We start from the raw sequence: 16,494 nt of genomic DNA, 5'->3' as shown, positions 1-16,494 counted from the left end.
AAATAAACTATCTTTACATCTATTTTACAGATGCTGTAAACTCATAAAAATATACGATATAAATCACAAAGCCAAGAATGGCAAAACTAACTAGTAGATAATACAGGATTGGTAACCAGCTCGCTTTCTGTCTTAATTTTCTTGAATGAAGCTCTTCGTCATCTACAAGTATTTCTTCATCAAATAACAATTCTTTTCCTTCACGAAAAGCTGTCAATAAGATGGACTCATCTAATCCCAAAGCCCATGCTAACTTTTTAAGATAGATCTGAGCGTAAAAGGGACTCGGTAATAGATCAAACTCATCGTTTTCCAACGCTTCTATATAAGGAATTTCAATGGCTGTTTTATTTGACACATCCTGTAAACTTAAGTGTAAATTTACTCTTGACAGTTTTAACACTTGACCAATCGTTCTCTTCTTCATGTTTTCCCTTCTTGATACATTGTTTACTACTTTTGAAAAATCATATAGTCAACCATCTCAGCCTGGTCGATGAACTGACGCCCTAATTTGATGATATCTTGTAAACTAATACCTTGTAAAATCTTTGGAAGATCATAAGAAGTGCTACCGTCTGAAAAATATTCAAACTGAGTAGCACTATACTCAAGCGAATTTAAACCTTGTAAGAAATCACCAAACATTTCGCTTTTAATCGTATCCAAATGTTCTTGATTCACATCTGGATCCTTCTCAAATTGTTTGATCGCTGATCTAAATTGATGAGATAAGGACACCGGTTCTTGAGTATCCATTGTCAAAATAACGAAATGAAATAATTCCTCAACCTCGACTTCAAGTGTCAATGAGTTGTCAATCTTCCCAGCTTCATATAAACTTTGAAACCGTTGCGAAGTCCAACCAAACATCATCGAAAACAGTAATTTCAACATCAATTTATAACGAAATTTTTCCTCTTCCTTAATGATATCATTTCCTCGAATTCCAATTGCCAACTTAGGAGTAGCAACTTCCATTCTACAAGATTGATTCAATCTTACTTCATTTTTTTCTACAGGAAAACGTTCTAACTCCACAGATGGATGAGGAGGAACTAGATCATATTCCTTTACTACTTGCAATACTTCATCAACATCAAAGTTTCCGATCACTAATAAGTGCATTTGAGAGGGATGATAGAATAGATCAAAGTTTTCACGGAGATTATCTATTGTAATGTCAGAAATAGACTCCCTAGTTCCAGCAATATCATCTGCTAACGGTGTTCCAGGATATAAATTTTCTAAAGCACCAAAAAATAATCGATAGTCTGGACTATCTTGGTACATTCCAATTTCTTGTTGAATGATTTCTCTTTCCTTAGATACAGATTTTTCTGTAAAGGAAACCTTTGAAACCATCTCCAATAACAATTGAATATTCTCAGGGATTTTTGAAGTTGTTGAGAAAAGATAACTTGTCTTTGTAAAGCTTGTAAAGGCATTACTTTCCGATCCTAAATGAACGAATTTTTTTAAATAATCTTGACCATTTTCATCTTCAAATACTTTGTGTTCTAAGAAATGAGCAATTCCTGCAGGATATTGCCTTTCATCACCATTCACTATAATTCGTGTATCCACTGAGCCAAACTTAGTTGTGATTATTCCATAGGTTTCATAATAATCTTCTTTGGGAATTAAATGAATAGTCAACCCATTTGACAAGCGTGTAAAGTAAACTTGCTCACCAACTGATTCATAATATTTTTCTTTAATTTTCAATCTTTACACTACTTTCCTTCCATAAAATAAACAGACTGTAAATTAATTGTTTTTGCCACTTCAATAATTTCTTCTCTACTAACCTTATCGATGGACTCTAACCACTCTTCTAAAGAAAGGACTTTCTTTCCTAGGATCGTTTTCAGATATTCCCTTTCAATCAAGGTATTTTGCCGATCCTGTGCTAATAAGGTCGTATTCACCAACATTTCTTTTGTCAATTGAAGCTCTGACTCTGTAAACTTGCCTCGTTTTAAATCATTCAACTGTCTCATAATCAAGGTCATTACTTTGGTACGAGATTCCTTATCAATGCCTGCAAAAACTCTCATGAAGCCTGTAAAAATATCAAAATGGCTTGAGATAGTATAAGCAAGGCCTTCTTTCTCACGAATTATTTGAAAAAGTCTCGAATGCGAGAAAGCTCCCAGCATCCCATTTAATACAACTAGAGGGATATGGAGAGATTCTCCATACTGGGTAGAAAAATGATAACCTAATTCTAAAATAGATTGTTGGTTTTGTTTTTGCTCTAACTTTTCTCTTACAACATTTGTAAAAGGTTGTTGATAGGTGACAGACAAATTGTTATCACGTGGCTTGAATTCAAACTGGTTCACTCGATCCACAATAGCGACCTCATTAAAATCGCCTATGAAAAAGAAGTCAATGTTATCTAATTGGAGCATCTGATGAAACTGTCCAAGAGAACTTTGAGCTGTTTCTTGTCTCACTAAATCAACTTTCCCCAATCTTGACATCCCGATTGTTTCGTCTTCAAAAAATAGTTGATTCAATTGCCCATGTGCATAATAATAAGGCTCTTCAATTTCTGACTCCAAATCGGAAATCGTATTTTTCTTTTCAACGTCAAATGTATCACTGTCAAAGTGATCTTCTACTACCAAAGGTGAAAAGAAGATAGTTTCTATAATGTCCAAAACCTCATCAGTAAGAACATTTTTCTTACTCAAAAAGTCATCGCGCACAAAGGAAATATTCAAATCAACATAATGAACACGCCCCCTCTTAGAGACTGAGGTTGACAATTCTACCCCGTATAGACTCGCTAATTTTTCACGGAATAATTGTGAAGTTGGATATTTTTGATTTGCAGTTTCCATCATACAGGCTACTAAAACACGCGCAGCCACGGTATTTTCATCTAATGGCGATGAAAAACGGACCTTAATTTTATTGGTTTTAAATTTTTTTGATTGAAGAAAGTGAAGATTCACGCCCTTTACTAATTCCATTTTCATCCTCGTTCTACTCAATAGTAACTTTCATTATAACACGAAATCACACTAAAATCCTAATTCAAACTGTGAAAAAGCTCCTCAAATCACTCAACATTCTCTACCCTAGAAAAACTAAAAATATGGTATAATAACACGCAAAGAGGTGAACTATGAATTACAAATTATTTGATGACTTTATTACATTACAAGCAATCTTAAAAGAACTCGGTATTATACAGAGTGGTGGTGCAATCAAAGCCTTTCTTCAAGAAAAAGAAGTCTTTGTTAATGGTGAATTAGAACAACGGAGAGGCCGTAAACTTCGTGTCAATGATCAAATTGACATTCCTGAACTGAGCATGACTATCACCATTCTTGAACCTTCTCAAGAAGAAATAGAAGAGCATCTTAAAGAGAAGGAAGAAAAGGAACGTGTTGCTAAACTTGTCAAGCAACTCAATCAACAACAAAAGAAACAACCGACAAAGACTAACAAAAAAGAAAAAGCAATTCGCTTTCCTGGTATCTCCTAATGTGGTTAAAACACTTATCCATTCAACATTTTCGTAATTATCAAGAACTTGAAGTCGAGTTTCATCCTGGATTAAATATTTTCCTAGGTCAAAATGCTCAAGGAAAGACCAATATTCTCGAATCAATTTATTTTCTAGCTTTAACCAGAAGTCATCGAACACGAAATGATAGAGATCTCATCTATTTTGAATCCACAGATTTCAAAGTTTCTGGTCAATTACAAAGAGAAACTGGTCCCCTTCCATTAGAAATTTCCTTGACTCCAAAAGGTCGGATAACTAAGGTAAATCATTTGAAACAAGCCAAATTATCGAACTATATTGGCCATATGAATGTTGTCCTTTTCGCACCCGAAGATTTGCAACTGATCAAAGGATCACCTGCAGGGCGTCGAAAGTTTATTGACATTGAATTAGGTCAGATGAAACCTCTCTACTTATCTGACTTATCTCAATACAACCATGTACTGAAACAAAGAAATAGTTATCTAAAAAATTCGGAAAAAATTGATGCTACATTTTTGGATGTCTTAGATTCACAACTAGCTAGTTTTGGAAGTCGCGTCATCCATCATCGGCTTGAGTTTATTAAAAAATTAGAAGCTAAAGCAAAAGAAAAACATACTCGACTTTCTGACAACAAAGAAAACCTATCAATTCAATATCAGTCAACTGTTTTTTCTGAAGAAGGAAATGATATAGAAGAGCAGTTTCTCTCTATGTTGGAAAAAAACCGTCAGAAGGATATTTTTAGGAAAACAACAAGTATTGGGCCTCACAGGGATGATTTGGCATTTTTCATCAATAATATGAATGCTACCTTTGGTAGTCAAGGCCAGCATCGAAGTGTTGTTCTCTCTCTAAAATTAGCAGAAATTGAATTAATGGAAGAAATCACAAGAGAAAAGCCGATTTTACTACTTGACGATGTCATGAGCGAACTTGACAATTATCGTCAACTTCAACTACTTGAAACCATCTCTAATAATATTCAAACATTTATTACAACGACCACTCTCGATCATTTAAAAGAACTACCTGAAGAGTTGAAAATTTTCACTGTTCAAGCCGGTCATATCAAAACAGCATCTTGACAATACTGTCAAGATGCTGTTATTTTTGTTTACAAATGTGTAAATTTATTGTGCCGAGTAGTTAGGAGCCTCGTTTGTAATTTGCACATCATGAGGATGGCTTTCTTTCAATCCTGCACCACTCATTTCAACAAATTGTGCATGATCATGTAAATCTTGAATGGTTGCTGCACCAACATACCCCATACCTGAACGAATACCACCGATCATTTGGAATACCATATCTGCTACAGAACCTTTATAAGCAACACGTCCCTCAATTCCTTCAGGAACCAATTTATTGGCTTCATTGACAGATCCTTGGAAGTAACGGTCGCTAGAACCTTTCTTCATTGCTGCAATAGATCCCATACCACGGTATGTTTTAAACTTACGACCTTGGAAGATTTCTGTTTCACCTGGTGCTTCATCTGTACCTGCAAGCATTGAACCAAGCATTACTGCATTTCCACCAGCTGCGAGTGCTTTGACAATATCTCCTGAATACTTGATACCACCATCAGCAATGATCGTTTTTCCATATTCACGAGCTACAGCGGCTGCGTCATAAATAGCAGTCACTTGAGGAACACCAACCCCTGCAACAACACGAGTTGTACAGATTGATCCTGGACCAATTCCGACCTTAACTACGTCTACCCCTGCATCAAATAATGCACGAGCACCTTCAGCAGTTGCAATATTTCCTGCAATCAAGGTACGATCTGGGAAGTGAGCACGAATTTCTGCAATCTTACGAAGAACACCCGCAGAATGTCCATGAGCAGTATCAATGACAATTGCGTCTGCACCAGCTTCAAAAAGAGCTTCTGCACGTTCAAAAGTATCTGAAGTAACCCCTACGGCACCAGCCACAAGCAAACGACCAAATTCATCCTTAGCCGCATTTGGAAACTCAATAACTTTTTCAATATCTTTGATTGTAATCAAGCCAGAAAGACGACCATTTTCATCTACCAATGGTAATTTTTCAATACGGTGCTCTTGTAGAATGCGTTCAGCTGTTTCCAAATCAGTTCCAACTGGTGCGGTCACCAAATTTTCACTCGTCATATGATTTGAAATGGGTTGATTGTAATCAGAAATAAAACGCAAATCCCGGTTTGTAAGGATACCAACTAATTTACGATTTTCAAGTGTTTCAACAACAGGAACACCACTGATTCGGTATCGTCCCATCAACTCATCTGCTTCTGCAATTGTATGAGACGGAGTCAAATAGAACGGATCAATGATAACTCCATTTTCAGAGCGTTTTACTTTGCGTACTTCATCTGCCTGTTGGTCAATTGACATGTTTTTATGGATAACACCAAGTCCACCAGCACGTGCCATAGCAATTGCCATTTGACTTTCAGTCACTGTGTCCATGGCAGCAGTAATGATTGGGATATTCAAGCGTAAATTACTTGCTAATTGTGTACTTAAATCTGCATCATTAGGCAATACGTGACTTTCTGCTGGAATCAAAAGCACGTCATCGAATGTAAACCCTTTTTTTAAAAACTTTGTGTCCCAATTAGACATTATCTGGATCCTCTTTTCTTTTTATTTGAGCAAGGCTCGAATTTTTATTGTTAATATCATACCATTCTATGGCAATTTGTCAATCATTTATTGGTAAATTATCAATGAACAGTAAGAAATGTTCGCTTTTAATGAAGTCGTTTTATTTTTTAAAATAGGTAATTCCCATCGCAGATTTTACTTCATCCAGTGTTTGAGCTGCTACATTTCGAGCGCGCTCACTTCCTTTTTCAAGAATAGAGTAGACCTCACCCATATCCTTTGCAAACTCAAGTCGTCTTTCACGAATTGGTCTTAATTCACGATCTAAAATTTCTAAAAGATATCGTTTGGTCTTTACATCACCAAGTCCACCACGTTGATAATGTTCTTTCATTTCTGCAATTTCAGCTACATCTTCTGGACGGCCAAATACATCCAGGTAATGAAATACCATATTGCCTTCGATTTTTCCTGGATCCTCTACTTTAATATGATCAGGATCAGTATACATACTCATCACTTTTTTCTTTAAAGTATCTGCATCATCAGCTAGGTAAATGCCATTATTCAACGATTTAGACATTTTAGCATTTCCGTCTAAACCAGGTAAGCGCCCTGCTGCTTCGTTTTCAGGATAAATCCCTTCCGGTTCCACCAAAGTATCTGTGTTGTAAGCATGATTAAAGGAACGAACAATCTCACGAGTTTGCTCAATCATTGGCTTTTGATCATTTCCTACTGGAACAAAATTTGCTTTAAAAGCTGTGATATCGGCTGCTTGTGAAATAGGGTATACCAAAAATCCTGTTGGAATACTCTCACCAAAACCTTTTTGAGAAATCTCGGTTTTTACAGTTGGGTTTCTTTCAAGTCGCGCCAAAGATACTAGATTCATGTAATACATGGTCAATTCCGCTAATTCAGGAATCTGACTTTGAATGAAAATCGTAACTTTTTCAGGATCTAGTCCAGCTGCCAGATAATCCAAAGCAACATTACCAATAGATTCTACAATCGTTTTTGGATCTTTTGCATGGTCTGTCAAAGCTTGCTGGTCTGCTAGGAAAACAAACATATTATACTCGTCTTTATTTTGCAACAAGACGCGATTTTTTAAAGAACCAACATAGTGGCCGATATGGAGTTTTCCTGTCGGTCTATCTCCTGTCAGAATGATGGGTTTTGTCATACTCTTCTCCTTAATCGTTATCCCTATCATTATAGCACTTTCTAGTTGAAAATGTTAGTCTATCCTCTATGTTTGTAAGGAATTAACACTTTACTAAACTGTCAATTTCGTTTACATCATTGTAAAAACAAATTGACAGTAAAAAAGTTGAATTTTCCCCTATTTTCTAGTAAAATGAAGACATTATAGAAAGAGGAGAAAATCATTGCTTACAGTATCAGACGTCTCACTACGTTTTAGTGATCGAAAATTGTTTGACGATGTCAATATCAACTTTACAGAAGGAAATACATACGGTCTCATCGGTGCCAACGGTGCTGGAAAGTCAACCTTTTTAAAAATTTTAGCTGGAGATATTGAACCAACAACTGGTCATATTTCTCTTGGCCCTGATGAACGTTTGTCTGTTTTGCGTCAAAATCACTTTGACTACGAAGACGAGCGGGTCATCGATGTTGTCATTATGGGAAATGAAAAGCTCTACAACATTATGAAAGAAAAAGATGCTATCTACATGAAAGAAGATTTCTCTGATGAAGATGGTGTCCGTGCAGCTGAACTTGAAGGTGAATTTGCCGAACTTGGTGGATGGGAAGCAGAAAGTGAAGCATCTCAATTGCTTCAAAATCTAAATATTTCAGAAGACCTTCATTATCAAACTATGAGCGAGTTAGCCAATGGGGATAAAGTGAAAGTTCTCTTAGCTAAAGCCCTTTTTGGTAAACCAGATGTCCTTCTTTTGGACGAGCCGACCAATGGATTGGATATTCAATCCATTACCTGGTTAGAAGATTTTCTGATTGATTTTGAAAATACGGTTATCGTTGTATCCCATGACCGCCACTTTTTGAATAAAGTCTGCACCCATATGGCAGATCTCGACTTTGGAAAAATCAAACTTTACGTCGGGAACTATGATTTCTGGAAAGAATCTTCTGAACTTGCAGCAAAATTACAAGCAGATAGAAATGCAAAAGCTGAAGAAAAAATTAAACAATTACAAGAGTTTGTCGCACGTTTCTCAGCCAACGCTTCAAAATCAAAACAAGCAACTTCGCGTAAAAAAATGCTTGACAAGATTGAACTTGAAGAAATTGTTCCATCTAGTCGGAAGTACCCATTTATCAACTTTAAGGCAGAACGAGAAATTGGTAACGATCTCTTGACAGTTGAAAATCTTTCTGTCAAGATTGATGGAGAAACTATCCTTGACAATATCAGCTTTATCTTACGTCCTGGTGACAAAACCGCCCTTATCGGACAGAACGATATTCAAACAACCGCTTTGATCCGTGCATTGATGGATGATATTGAATATGAAGGAACTGTCAAGTGGGGAGTTACAACTAGTCGGTCTTATCTACCAAAAGACAACAGTCGGGATTTTGCAGGTGGTGAAAGTATTCTTGATTGGCTTCGTCAATTTGCAAGTAAAGAAGAAGATGACAATACTTTCCTTCGTGGTTTCTTAGGACGTATGCTCTTTTCAGGTGACGAAGTTAACAAGTCTGTCAACGTCTTGTCAGGGGGAGAAAAAGTTCGTGTCATGTTGTCTAAATTGATGCTCCTCAAGTCAAATGTTCTTGTACTGGATGATCCAACCAATCACTTGGATTTGGAGTCTATTTCAAGTTTGAATGATGGATTGAAGAATTTTAAAGAATCGATTATCTTTGCCAGCCATGACCACGAATTCATTCAAACACTCGCCAACCATATTATCGTTCTTTCAAAAAATGGCGTGATCGATCGTATTGATGAAACCTATGATGAGTTTCTTGAAAATGAAGAAGTTCAAGCAAAAGTGAAAGAACTTTGGAGCCAATCATAAAAATAAAGAGCCCTGAAATCATTATTTCAGGCTCTTTCAGTAGAAATATATGAATAAAACAAAGCTAAAAACATCCCTTTTTATAGTATCTTCTTTCCTGATTCCAGCTATCATGATGTTCTTTATTTACCTCTCACAAGGAATCTACTGGAACAGTGATACATCCCCCTTATTAGGAGATGGTTATCATCAGTATGTCATTTTTGATACCACACTTCGAAATATTTTACACGGGACAGACAGCCTATTTTACAGTTTTCAAAGTGGATTAGGTATTAATTTCTATGCACTCAGTAGCTATTATCTAGGAAGTTTCTTTTCTCCTCTTGTCTACTTCTTTAATGCACAATCCATGCCGGATGCTGTTTACCTCATCACTCTTCTTAAATTTGGAGCTATTGGGTTAAGCACTTATATTAGTTTACATGGAATGTTTTCTAAAATTCCTAGATCCCTGGTTCTTACCCTTTCAACCTCATTTGCTCTTATGAGTTTTGCTATCAGCCAAATTGAAATCAAAACTTGGCTAGATGTTTTTATCCTAGCACCATTAATTCTTTATGGATTCAAAAAACTCATTTACAATGAGGGAGAGATTCTCTACTTTATCAGCTTAACCAGCTTGTTTATCCAAAATTATTATTTTGGGTTTATGATGTCTATTTTTCTTATTTTATGGTACTTGACACAACTGTCATGGGACATCAAAGGAATTGGAAAACGCTTCTTTCATTTTGTGATTGTATCTATTTTATCAGTTATAACAAGCCTTGTGATGTTATATCCAACCTTCTTAGATTTACGCACTCATGGAGAAAGTTTTTCAAAGGTTAACAGTATCTTTACAGAAAAAAGTTGGTATCTTGACGTATTTGCAAAAAATTTCATTGGAAGTTTTGACACTACTAAATATGGATCAATTCCAATGATCTACGTGGGATTATTTCCACTTCTATTAGCGATCACCTTTTTCTTTGTAAAGTCGATCAAGTTTCACGTGAAACTTTCTTACTTTATACTCTTGACCATTCTTATTTTGAGTTTTCGTTTTCAATTATTAGATCTCCTTTGGCAAGGTATGCACGCGCCAAATATGTTTCTTCATCGATACTCTTGGATCTTTTCTTTGACGATTATTCTGATGGCAGGAGAAGTACTAAATCGAATAGAGGAGATCACTTGGATTCGTTTTAGTCTTGCTAATTTCCTCCTTATTCTAGGATTTGGAGCAACTGTCCTTTACAGCAGTCACTATAAATTTTTAGATGCTGTCAATTTTATTGTTACTTTTGAATTTTTAATTGCTTTCTATTTGGTCTGTTTAGGATTTATCCTAAAAAAGATACCGCCTAGACTTTTCTATCTTTCGATCCTTTTTTTCTCCATTTTTGAATTATCGGTAAATAGTTATTATCAAATGGAAGGAATTGCGAATGAATGGGTCTTTGCTTCTCGATCATCCTACGAACGCGACTTAAAAGCCATCCAATCCTTAGTAAGAGAGAAGACAGACTCAAATTATCGGACTGAGATTCTACATCCACAAACGGGCAATGATAGCATGAAGTATGGTTATAATGGAATTTCTCAATTTTCATCTGTACGAAATACGGATGCTAGCTCGACATTGGACAAACTAGGATTTAAATCTGAAGGAACTAACCTCAATCTTCGATACCAAAACAATTCTATTTTAATGGATAGTCTATTTGGTGTTCGCTATAATTTAAGCCAACAACCTGTTCAAAAATTTGGATTTAAAGAGATTGCAACCAAAAATGGAGTCTCACTTTCAGAAAACGAATATGCCTTACCAATCGCCTTTCTGTCAGCAAAACCTTATAAAAATACTTCCTTTACGAATTTGACACTGGATAATCAGACACGATTCATCCATCAAATCACGGATGAAAAATATAAATTTTATAAGAAATTAAATATTCTCTCGCCTACTTCACAAAATACTACATCTTCGTTGCAAACTGCAAAAATTGAAGAAGATAGTCATCTTTCCTACGCAAGTATTCAATATGAAGTAACGGTTCCTGCCCATAGCCAACTATATGTCAATGTTCCAAATTTACAATTTTCAAACGATGATCGGAAAGATATTGAAATCAGCTACAATGGACAGACCCAACGCTATACCATTGATAATGCCTTTCCATTCTTTTCAATTGGCCATTTTGACACAGAAGAAACAGTTACTATTCGTATGAGTTTTCCAGAAAATTCGACAGTCTCCTTTGATACACCAGAATTTTTTGCTCTGGATCTTGACCAATACACACAAGCTATTGCTAGTATTCGTCAGCAAGAAGTTGCTATTCACAAAAAGAAAAACAAATTGGTAGCAGCCTATAACGCAAATAGAGACACTACCCTTATTTTTACACTCCCTTATGATAAAGGCTGGTCAGCTAAACAAAATGGAAAGCCTATCCAAATTCATCGCATCCAGAAAGGATTGATGGGAGTTCGTGTTTCAAAAGGATCCGGAACAGTCACCTTAACATTTGTTCCCCAAGGCTTCATTGAAGGACTTATTGCCTTTTTCATTGGAATCATTCTCTTCTTCCTCTACGAATGGAGACAAATAAAAAGACGAAAAAGTTAAGGAATCTAACCATCGTTCACTTATAAATAAAAGGCTAGGATAGTCATTATCCTAGCCTTTTTCAAAACAAAAAAAAAAACACCCAAATGGGTGCTATGCTAGCTCCGCCAGTAGGACTCGAACCTACGACATCATGATTAACAGTCATGCGCTACTACCAACTGAGCTATGGCGGAATGAGATATAGTCCGTACGGGATTCGAACCCGTGTTACCGCCGTGAAAAGGCGGTGTCTTAACCCCTTGACCAACGGACCATATATTCATTAACAGAACATATCCCATTATATCAAAATTTAACTAATTGTCAAGCACTAAATTCTAAATTTTGCTCTTCAATTAATTTTTTGGCACGTTTGATATTGCTTCTTGAGATTGGACAAGAATACCCTTCTTTCAACAGCAGCTGTTTCTTTTTCTTATCCATTCCAATGATCATACTTCTATTCACGATAAAAGATTGATGGGGACTGAAATATCTCTCCTCCACATCTTTCTCCAAGACATCTGATAAACTTCCCGCAATTTCTTTTTGAAAATTTTTCCCAACTAAGTTTAATTTATAAGCCGAACCAACAGTTTCAATATAGAGAATATCCTTAAATGGAATTTTTATCTTTTTATCCTTAAAGTCATACTCAAAATAATCTGTCAAATCATCATTTCCAATTTGAATAGTTGTTAGGTACTCAATACACTCCTTGATTTTTAATCTAAATAAATCTTCATTCAAATTTTTATCAATAAAATCTAAGGCAGATACTTTATAACGATAGGTAATCGAAGCGAATTCTGATTTTGTAGTAATAAAAACAATAATGGCATAAGGATTTGCTTCTCGTATTTTTTGAGCAATTTCCAGCCCACAATACTCATTGTCTTGGATATGAATATCTAGAAAATATAATTGGTGGATATCCGAATGTTGGATATAATTTTCAAATTCCGAAATTTTACCCGTAGAAATCACTTCAAGTTTAATTTCTAATTCCTTAGCAATTTCTGCAATATGTTTTTCTACCCGTATCTGTTGAGAGAGCTCATCTTCTAATAAAAAAATCTTCATTCTTGTTCGTATCCTCCAATCTTCAAAACTTGTAAAAAACGATTTCCTTGCAATTCCGTTTCTAAAAACATCGTTCCATAATTTGCTAAGATTTTTCTCACATTATTTAATCCTAGTCCTCTATTTTCTCCTTTTGTCGAATAGCCTTCTTCATATATTTTTCTAATATCAAAAGTGATTTCATTTGTTGTATTATGAATCACTAAGTAAACAATTTTTGAAATAGAGAAAATAGCAATATGAACTTTCTTTTCTTCTGCTTCTTTTGAAGCTTCCAAAGCGTTTGTCACTAGAATCCCAACGATTCTCACGATATCCAATAAATCAACTGGTAGTTGCTCGATTGGTTCACTCGTTTCAAAGGTCATTTCTACCCCAGCATCTCTTGCATCCAACCAACCTCGAATCAAAATACTTCGTAAAGCAGAATCTTTGATATTGACCAAGTTGAATCCTGATAATGCTTCTGTATTGATCTCTTTATAACCTTTTTCCAATACTTCTCTATGGATTCTCTGTATTTCTGGAATATTTTCTTCCTCAATAGCTAATGACATAGAAATAACTAAATTTCCCAAATCATGACGAAATCCCCTAACAATAGAATAGAGACTTTGAATTTCAGCCATATACCGACTCATTTGTTGCTCAGAAAATTCTTTATACTCCAGTTCTAAATTTTTACGATACTGATCTCGCTCGATTTTCATATGGAATAAGCTGACTACAAAAGAGAAAAAACAAATCGTTGCCAACATACTCCCAAAATTTTTAAATTGCGCTTGTTCACTAATCCATAAAGCAAAATTAATCACTACAAATATAGCAAAATAGACACAGATGAGTCTCTTTAAATATTTTTCAAATTCTTTCTCATAAAAAGGAGTAAAATCAAATTCAAATAGGTCAATTAACTTCAAAATGATTCCTAAAGAAAGCAAACGAATACACATATTGTAGACAATCGAGTAAGCTGCTACAACAGCATCCCCCAATACTGAAGAGACAATTATCGTCAGAAAAGTTGCTGTTCCTTCAACCGCTAAATAAGTAAAAAAAGAATAAAAAATGGCGCACAAGCGATTCGTCCGATTGGCATAATGATAATAAGGATATAAATAAACCGGCCATAAGAGCATATTTAAATCAGAGAGTCGAATATTTGAAAATAAAGTCACATCTAAAAATACTAAGAGACTTTCAAAAAGAAGAACAAAGGTGCTCAGCAGAAAGATAAACGCAAATTGATGTTCCTGATAGATTTTTTCGTCCACTAATGCAAACGTCAGAACAATGATCCCTCCCAAGAGAAAAGACAAGATTAATGACTGAATCACACAAATTCTCCCACTTTGTTTTTTCTATTTTATTATACTTTAGTATTATTATAAAAAAATAAAATATTATATACAAAAAATTATAATATAAAATAGCCTAAAATTAAAGGGAATCGGTAAAATTGTAATGTTTTTAATGTTTTTGTTACATGAATGAAAACTATTTTACACAATTTATATAATCTACACTTTGCACTATATAGGGATTGTTAGTTCTTTTTTAAAATATTCCTAATAAATCATTTCATTACTATTAATCTATAGCAAAGTATACAAAAATTAATAGATAACGAAAATTTATACATTTTAACATAAAAGAAAAGATGCAGCAAAAGCTGCATCTTTCATTTGATCCCAGCAGGATTCGAACCTGCGACCGTTCGCTTAGAAGGCGAATGCTCTATCCAGCTGAGCTATGAGACCGAACTTACTTCATTTTAGCAGAAAAAGGAAGGAGCGTCAAGGTTATTTATGGTAAGGACTCCCCTGTTGAATCATGAAAGCACGATAGATTTGTTCCACCAACACTAATTTCATCAACTGATGAGGAAGAGTTAATTGACCAAAGCTCATTAATAGATTTCCTCTTTTTTTCACTTCAGGAGACAGACCAAGACTGCCTCCAATAACAAAAGTAAGGTTTGAATAACCAGATGTCATAATCTGGTCAATCGTTTGACTAAATTTCTCTGAAGGAAATTGTTTTCCTTCGATGGCTAATACAATCACATATTCCTTATCTGAAATCTTAGAGAGAATTCGTTCCCCCTCTTTTTCAAGGATTTGTTGATTTTCGAGTTGACTGGCACGATCTGGAGTTTTTTCATCAACTAACTCAACCTGTTCTACTTTTGCAAATCGACCAAGCCTTTTAATATACTCCGCGATCCCATCTTTTAAGTATTTTTCTTTTAATTTTCCAACGGTTATCAATTTAATTTTCATTCCCCTATTGTAGCATAATTCTTCAATTCCACAAATAATCCACAGCTATAGAAAGGAAATCTATTCTATAAAGTCCTTTTAAAAGCCATTTCTCAACTAAATTCTACAACTTATCCACAATTTGTGGATAAGTTTAGTTATTTAAGATATAATTAAGAAAGTTTTTCTATACTCTAGACAATTTGATATCCTTAGGAGGAAAATATGAAATCTTCATCTAATTTACTAAAAAAACTTGGAAACATAGCCCTCATTTTTGTTGTAGGTTTTCTAGGTGGTATTCTTGGAACCTTTTTAACCTTACAAACATCTCATTCTTCTACTTCAAATACTGAAAGTAAGCAAGTCCACTCAACCACTGTTAAAACAGCTTATAAAAATACAACCTCAACTAGTGAGGCCGTAGACAAGGTGAAAAATGCTGTAGTTTCTGTGATTACTTATTCTGATTCTTCGAATCAAGGGTTATTTGAAAAAGAAGAAAACTCTGACTCACAAATTTCTAGTGAAGGTTCTGGGGTCATTTATAAAAAAGAAGGAAAATATGCCTACCTTGTTACCAACACCCATGTAATCAATGGTGCTAAAAAAGTAGATATTCTTTTAGCAGATGGGAATAAAGTCCCCGGAGAAGTAGTTGGATCAGATGTCTATTCTGATATTGCAGTCGTTCGTATTAGTGCGGATAAAGCAAAGGCAGTAGCTGAATTCGGAGATTCAAACCAATTAACAGTCGGTGAGACTGCAATTGCAATCGGTAGCCCTCTTGGAACTGATTATGCGAATTCTGTTACTCAAGGGATCATTTCTAGCCAAGGTCGCAATGTGAATTTGAAAGCTGATAATGGACAAAATATCTCTACACGCGCCTTACAAACAGACGCAGCCATCAACCCAGGGAACTCTGGAGGGCCATTAATCAATATTCAAGGACAAGTCATTGGGATTACCTCAAGTAAAATTTCAAATAATGGACAAACTTCAGTAGAAGGAATGGGATTTGCTATTCCTGCAAATGATGTTGTCAATATTATCAAACAGCTAGAAGAAAAAGGAAAAGTAGTTCGACCAGCTCTTGGAATCCAAATGATGGATTTATCCAACCTTTCAACATCTGATTTAAGCCAATTAAAACTTCCTGAAAAAATCTCTGGAGGAGTACTGGTTCGTTCAACACTTGAAAATATGCCTGCTTCAGATAAATTGCAACGCTATGATGTGATCACAAAGATCGATGATACAGATATCGAGTCAACTGCAGATTTACAATCTGCCCTGTATTCTCACCAAATCAACGATACGATCAAGGTAACATTCTATCGTGACGGAAAACAACAAACAACTTCTATCAAGTTGACAAAATCAACTGAGGATCTGAGCGATTAACTTTCACTTTCTTGACATA

At 35.2% G+C, this 16,494-nt stretch carries 13 protein-coding genes and 3 tRNA genes; 5 read left to right on the top strand and 11 right to left on the bottom strand.

Annotated elements, in window-relative coordinates:
• Nucleotides 1–19 precede the first annotated feature (19 nt).
• From P5Y91_RS05455 to yfmF, 3 genes are read right to left on the bottom strand one after another with little or no spacing between them, the layout of a single operon-like run.
• The gene (locus P5Y91_RS05455) at nt 20–427 is read right to left on the bottom strand and encodes a helix-turn-helix domain-containing protein (protein WP_118396214.1); all 408 of its coding nucleotides are present in this window, start codon (nt 425–427) and stop codon (nt 20–22) included.
• 26 nt (nt 428–453) lie between these two features.
• The gene (yfmH, locus tag P5Y91_RS05450) at nt 454–1,728 is read right to left on the bottom strand and encodes an EF-P 5-aminopentanol modification-associated protein YfmH (RefSeq protein WP_118396212.1); all 1,275 of its coding nucleotides are present in this window, start codon (nt 1,726–1,728) and stop codon (nt 454–456) included.
• A gap of 8 nt (nt 1,729–1,736) precedes the next feature.
• Nucleotides 1,737–2,984, bottom strand: coding sequence for an EF-P 5-aminopentanol modification-associated protein YfmF (gene yfmF / locus P5Y91_RS05445; protein WP_118396210.1), 1,248 nt, complete (start codon nt 2,982–2,984; stop codon nt 1,737–1,739).
• Nucleotides 2,985–3,139: 155 nt separating this feature from the next.
• On the opposite strand from yfmF, the gene yaaA reads away from it, so the two are divergent.
• Together yaaA and recF are read left to right on the top strand one after the other, a co-directional pair.
• Entirely contained in the window at nt 3,140–3,502 is a 363-nt protein-coding gene (gene yaaA, locus P5Y91_RS05440; protein ID WP_024054765.1) for a S4 domain-containing protein YaaA, read from the top strand.
• Nucleotides 3,502–4,596 (top strand): DNA replication/repair protein RecF, encoded by a 1,095-nt coding sequence (gene recF / locus P5Y91_RS05435; protein WP_118396208.1) that lies wholly within the window; start codon nt 3,502–3,504, stop codon nt 4,594–4,596. The genes yaaA and recF overlap by 1 nt, the downstream gene beginning before the upstream one ends.
• Before the next feature lie 45 nt (nt 4,597–4,641).
• Here recF and guaB read toward each other — a convergent pair whose 3' ends face one another.
• Both guaB and trpS read right to left on the bottom strand, forming a co-directional pair.
• Nucleotides 4,642–6,123 carry an IMP dehydrogenase gene (gene guaB / locus P5Y91_RS05430; protein WP_277839142.1) on the bottom strand — a complete coding sequence of 494 codons (1,482 nt, stop codon included), beginning with the start codon at nt 6,121–6,123 and terminating at the stop codon, nt 4,642–4,644.
• Between the two features lie 142 nt (nt 6,124–6,265).
• Nucleotides 6,266–7,294 (bottom strand): tryptophan--tRNA ligase, encoded by a 1,029-nt coding sequence (gene trpS / locus P5Y91_RS05425; RefSeq protein ID WP_049486041.1) that lies wholly within the window; start codon nt 7,292–7,294, stop codon nt 6,266–6,268.
• 205 nt (nt 7,295–7,499) lie between these two features.
• Between trpS and P5Y91_RS05420 the strand changes: the two genes are divergently transcribed.
• Nucleotides 7,500–9,125 carry an ATP-binding cassette domain-containing protein gene (locus P5Y91_RS05420; protein ID WP_049486042.1) on the top strand — a complete coding sequence of 542 codons (1,626 nt, stop codon included), beginning with the start codon at nt 7,500–7,502 and terminating at the stop codon, nt 9,123–9,125.
• 49 nt (nt 9,126–9,174) lie between these two features.
• Nucleotides 9,175–11,742 (top strand): YfhO family protein, encoded by a 2,568-nt coding sequence (locus P5Y91_RS05415; protein ID WP_118396206.1) that lies wholly within the window; start codon nt 9,175–9,177, stop codon nt 11,740–11,742.
• Between the two features lie 102 nt (nt 11,743–11,844).
• Here the strand turns inward: P5Y91_RS05415 and P5Y91_RS05410 are convergent.
• From P5Y91_RS05410 to rlmH, 6 genes are all read right to left on the bottom strand, one after another.
• Nucleotides 11,845–11,918 (bottom strand) — tRNA-Asn (locus P5Y91_RS05410).
• Between the two features lie 8 nt (nt 11,919–11,926).
• Nucleotides 11,927–11,998: transfer RNA gene (locus P5Y91_RS05405), tRNA-Glu, on the bottom strand.
• A gap of 50 nt (nt 11,999–12,048) precedes the next feature.
• Complete coding sequence (locus tag P5Y91_RS05400; protein ID WP_003009229.1) at nt 12,049–12,807, bottom strand: response regulator transcription factor; 759 nt, start codon at nt 12,805–12,807, stop codon at nt 12,049–12,051.
• The gene (locus P5Y91_RS05395) at nt 12,804–14,144 is read right to left on the bottom strand and encodes a sensor histidine kinase (RefSeq protein WP_195487232.1); all 1,341 of its coding nucleotides are present in this window, start codon (nt 14,142–14,144) and stop codon (nt 12,804–12,806) included. Before P5Y91_RS05395 ends, P5Y91_RS05400 begins: the two co-directional genes overlap by 4 nt.
• A 349-nt stretch (nt 14,145–14,493) precedes the next feature.
• Nucleotides 14,494–14,567: transfer RNA gene (locus P5Y91_RS05390), tRNA-Arg, on the bottom strand.
• Nucleotides 14,568–14,609: 42 nt separating this feature from the next.
• Complete coding sequence (rlmH, locus tag P5Y91_RS05385) at nt 14,610–15,089, bottom strand: 23S rRNA (pseudouridine(1915)-N(3))-methyltransferase RlmH (protein WP_003009233.1); 480 nt, start codon at nt 15,087–15,089, stop codon at nt 14,610–14,612.
• 204 nt (nt 15,090–15,293) lie between these two features.
• Here rlmH and htrA point away from each other — a divergent pair, with 204 nt between their 5' ends.
• Nucleotides 15,294–16,475, top strand: coding sequence for a serine protease HtrA (gene htrA, locus P5Y91_RS05380; protein ID WP_155125168.1), 1,182 nt, complete (start codon nt 15,294–15,296; stop codon nt 16,473–16,475).
• Nucleotides 16,476–16,494 lie beyond the last annotated feature (19 nt).

Source organism: Streptococcus taoyuanensis (assembly GCF_029589235.1).
Lineage (GTDB): Bacteria > Bacillota > Bacilli > Lactobacillales > Streptococcaceae > Streptococcus > Streptococcus taoyuanensis.
This window is presented reverse-complemented; position numbering and strand designations above follow the sequence as displayed.

Bases quoted from the DNA above. Each gene is read 5' to 3' on its own strand.
- P5Y91_RS05455 (WP_118396214.1), bottom strand. From the start codon at position 427: ATGAAGAAGAGAACGATTGGTCAAGTGTTAAAACTGTCAAGAGTAAAT.
- yfmF (WP_118396210.1), bottom strand. From the start codon at position 2,984: ATGGAATTAGTAAAGGGCGTGAATCTTCACTTTCTTCAATCAAAAAAA.
- yaaA (WP_024054765.1), top strand. From the start codon at position 3,140: ATGAATTACAAATTATTTGATGACTTTATTACATTACAAGCAATCTTA.
- recF (WP_118396208.1), top strand. From the start codon at position 3,502: ATGTGGTTAAAACACTTATCCATTCAACATTTTCGTAATTATCAAGAA.
- guaB (WP_277839142.1), bottom strand. From the start codon at position 6,123: ATGTCTAATTGGGACACAAAGTTTTTAAAAAAAGGGTTTACATTCGAT.
- trpS (WP_049486041.1), bottom strand. From the start codon at position 7,294: ATGACAAAACCCATCATTCTGACAGGAGATAGACCGACAGGAAAACTC.
- P5Y91_RS05415 (WP_118396206.1), top strand. From the start codon at position 9,175: ATGAATAAAACAAAGCTAAAAACATCCCTTTTTATAGTATCTTCTTTC.
- P5Y91_RS05400 (WP_003009229.1), bottom strand. From the start codon at position 12,807: ATGAAGATTTTTTTATTAGAAGATGAGCTCTCTCAACAGATACGGGTA.
- rlmH (WP_003009233.1), bottom strand. From the start codon at position 15,089: ATGAAAATTAAATTGATAACCGTTGGAAAATTAAAAGAAAAATACTTA.
- htrA (WP_155125168.1), top strand. From the start codon at position 15,294: ATGAAATCTTCATCTAATTTACTAAAAAAACTTGGAAACATAGCCCTC.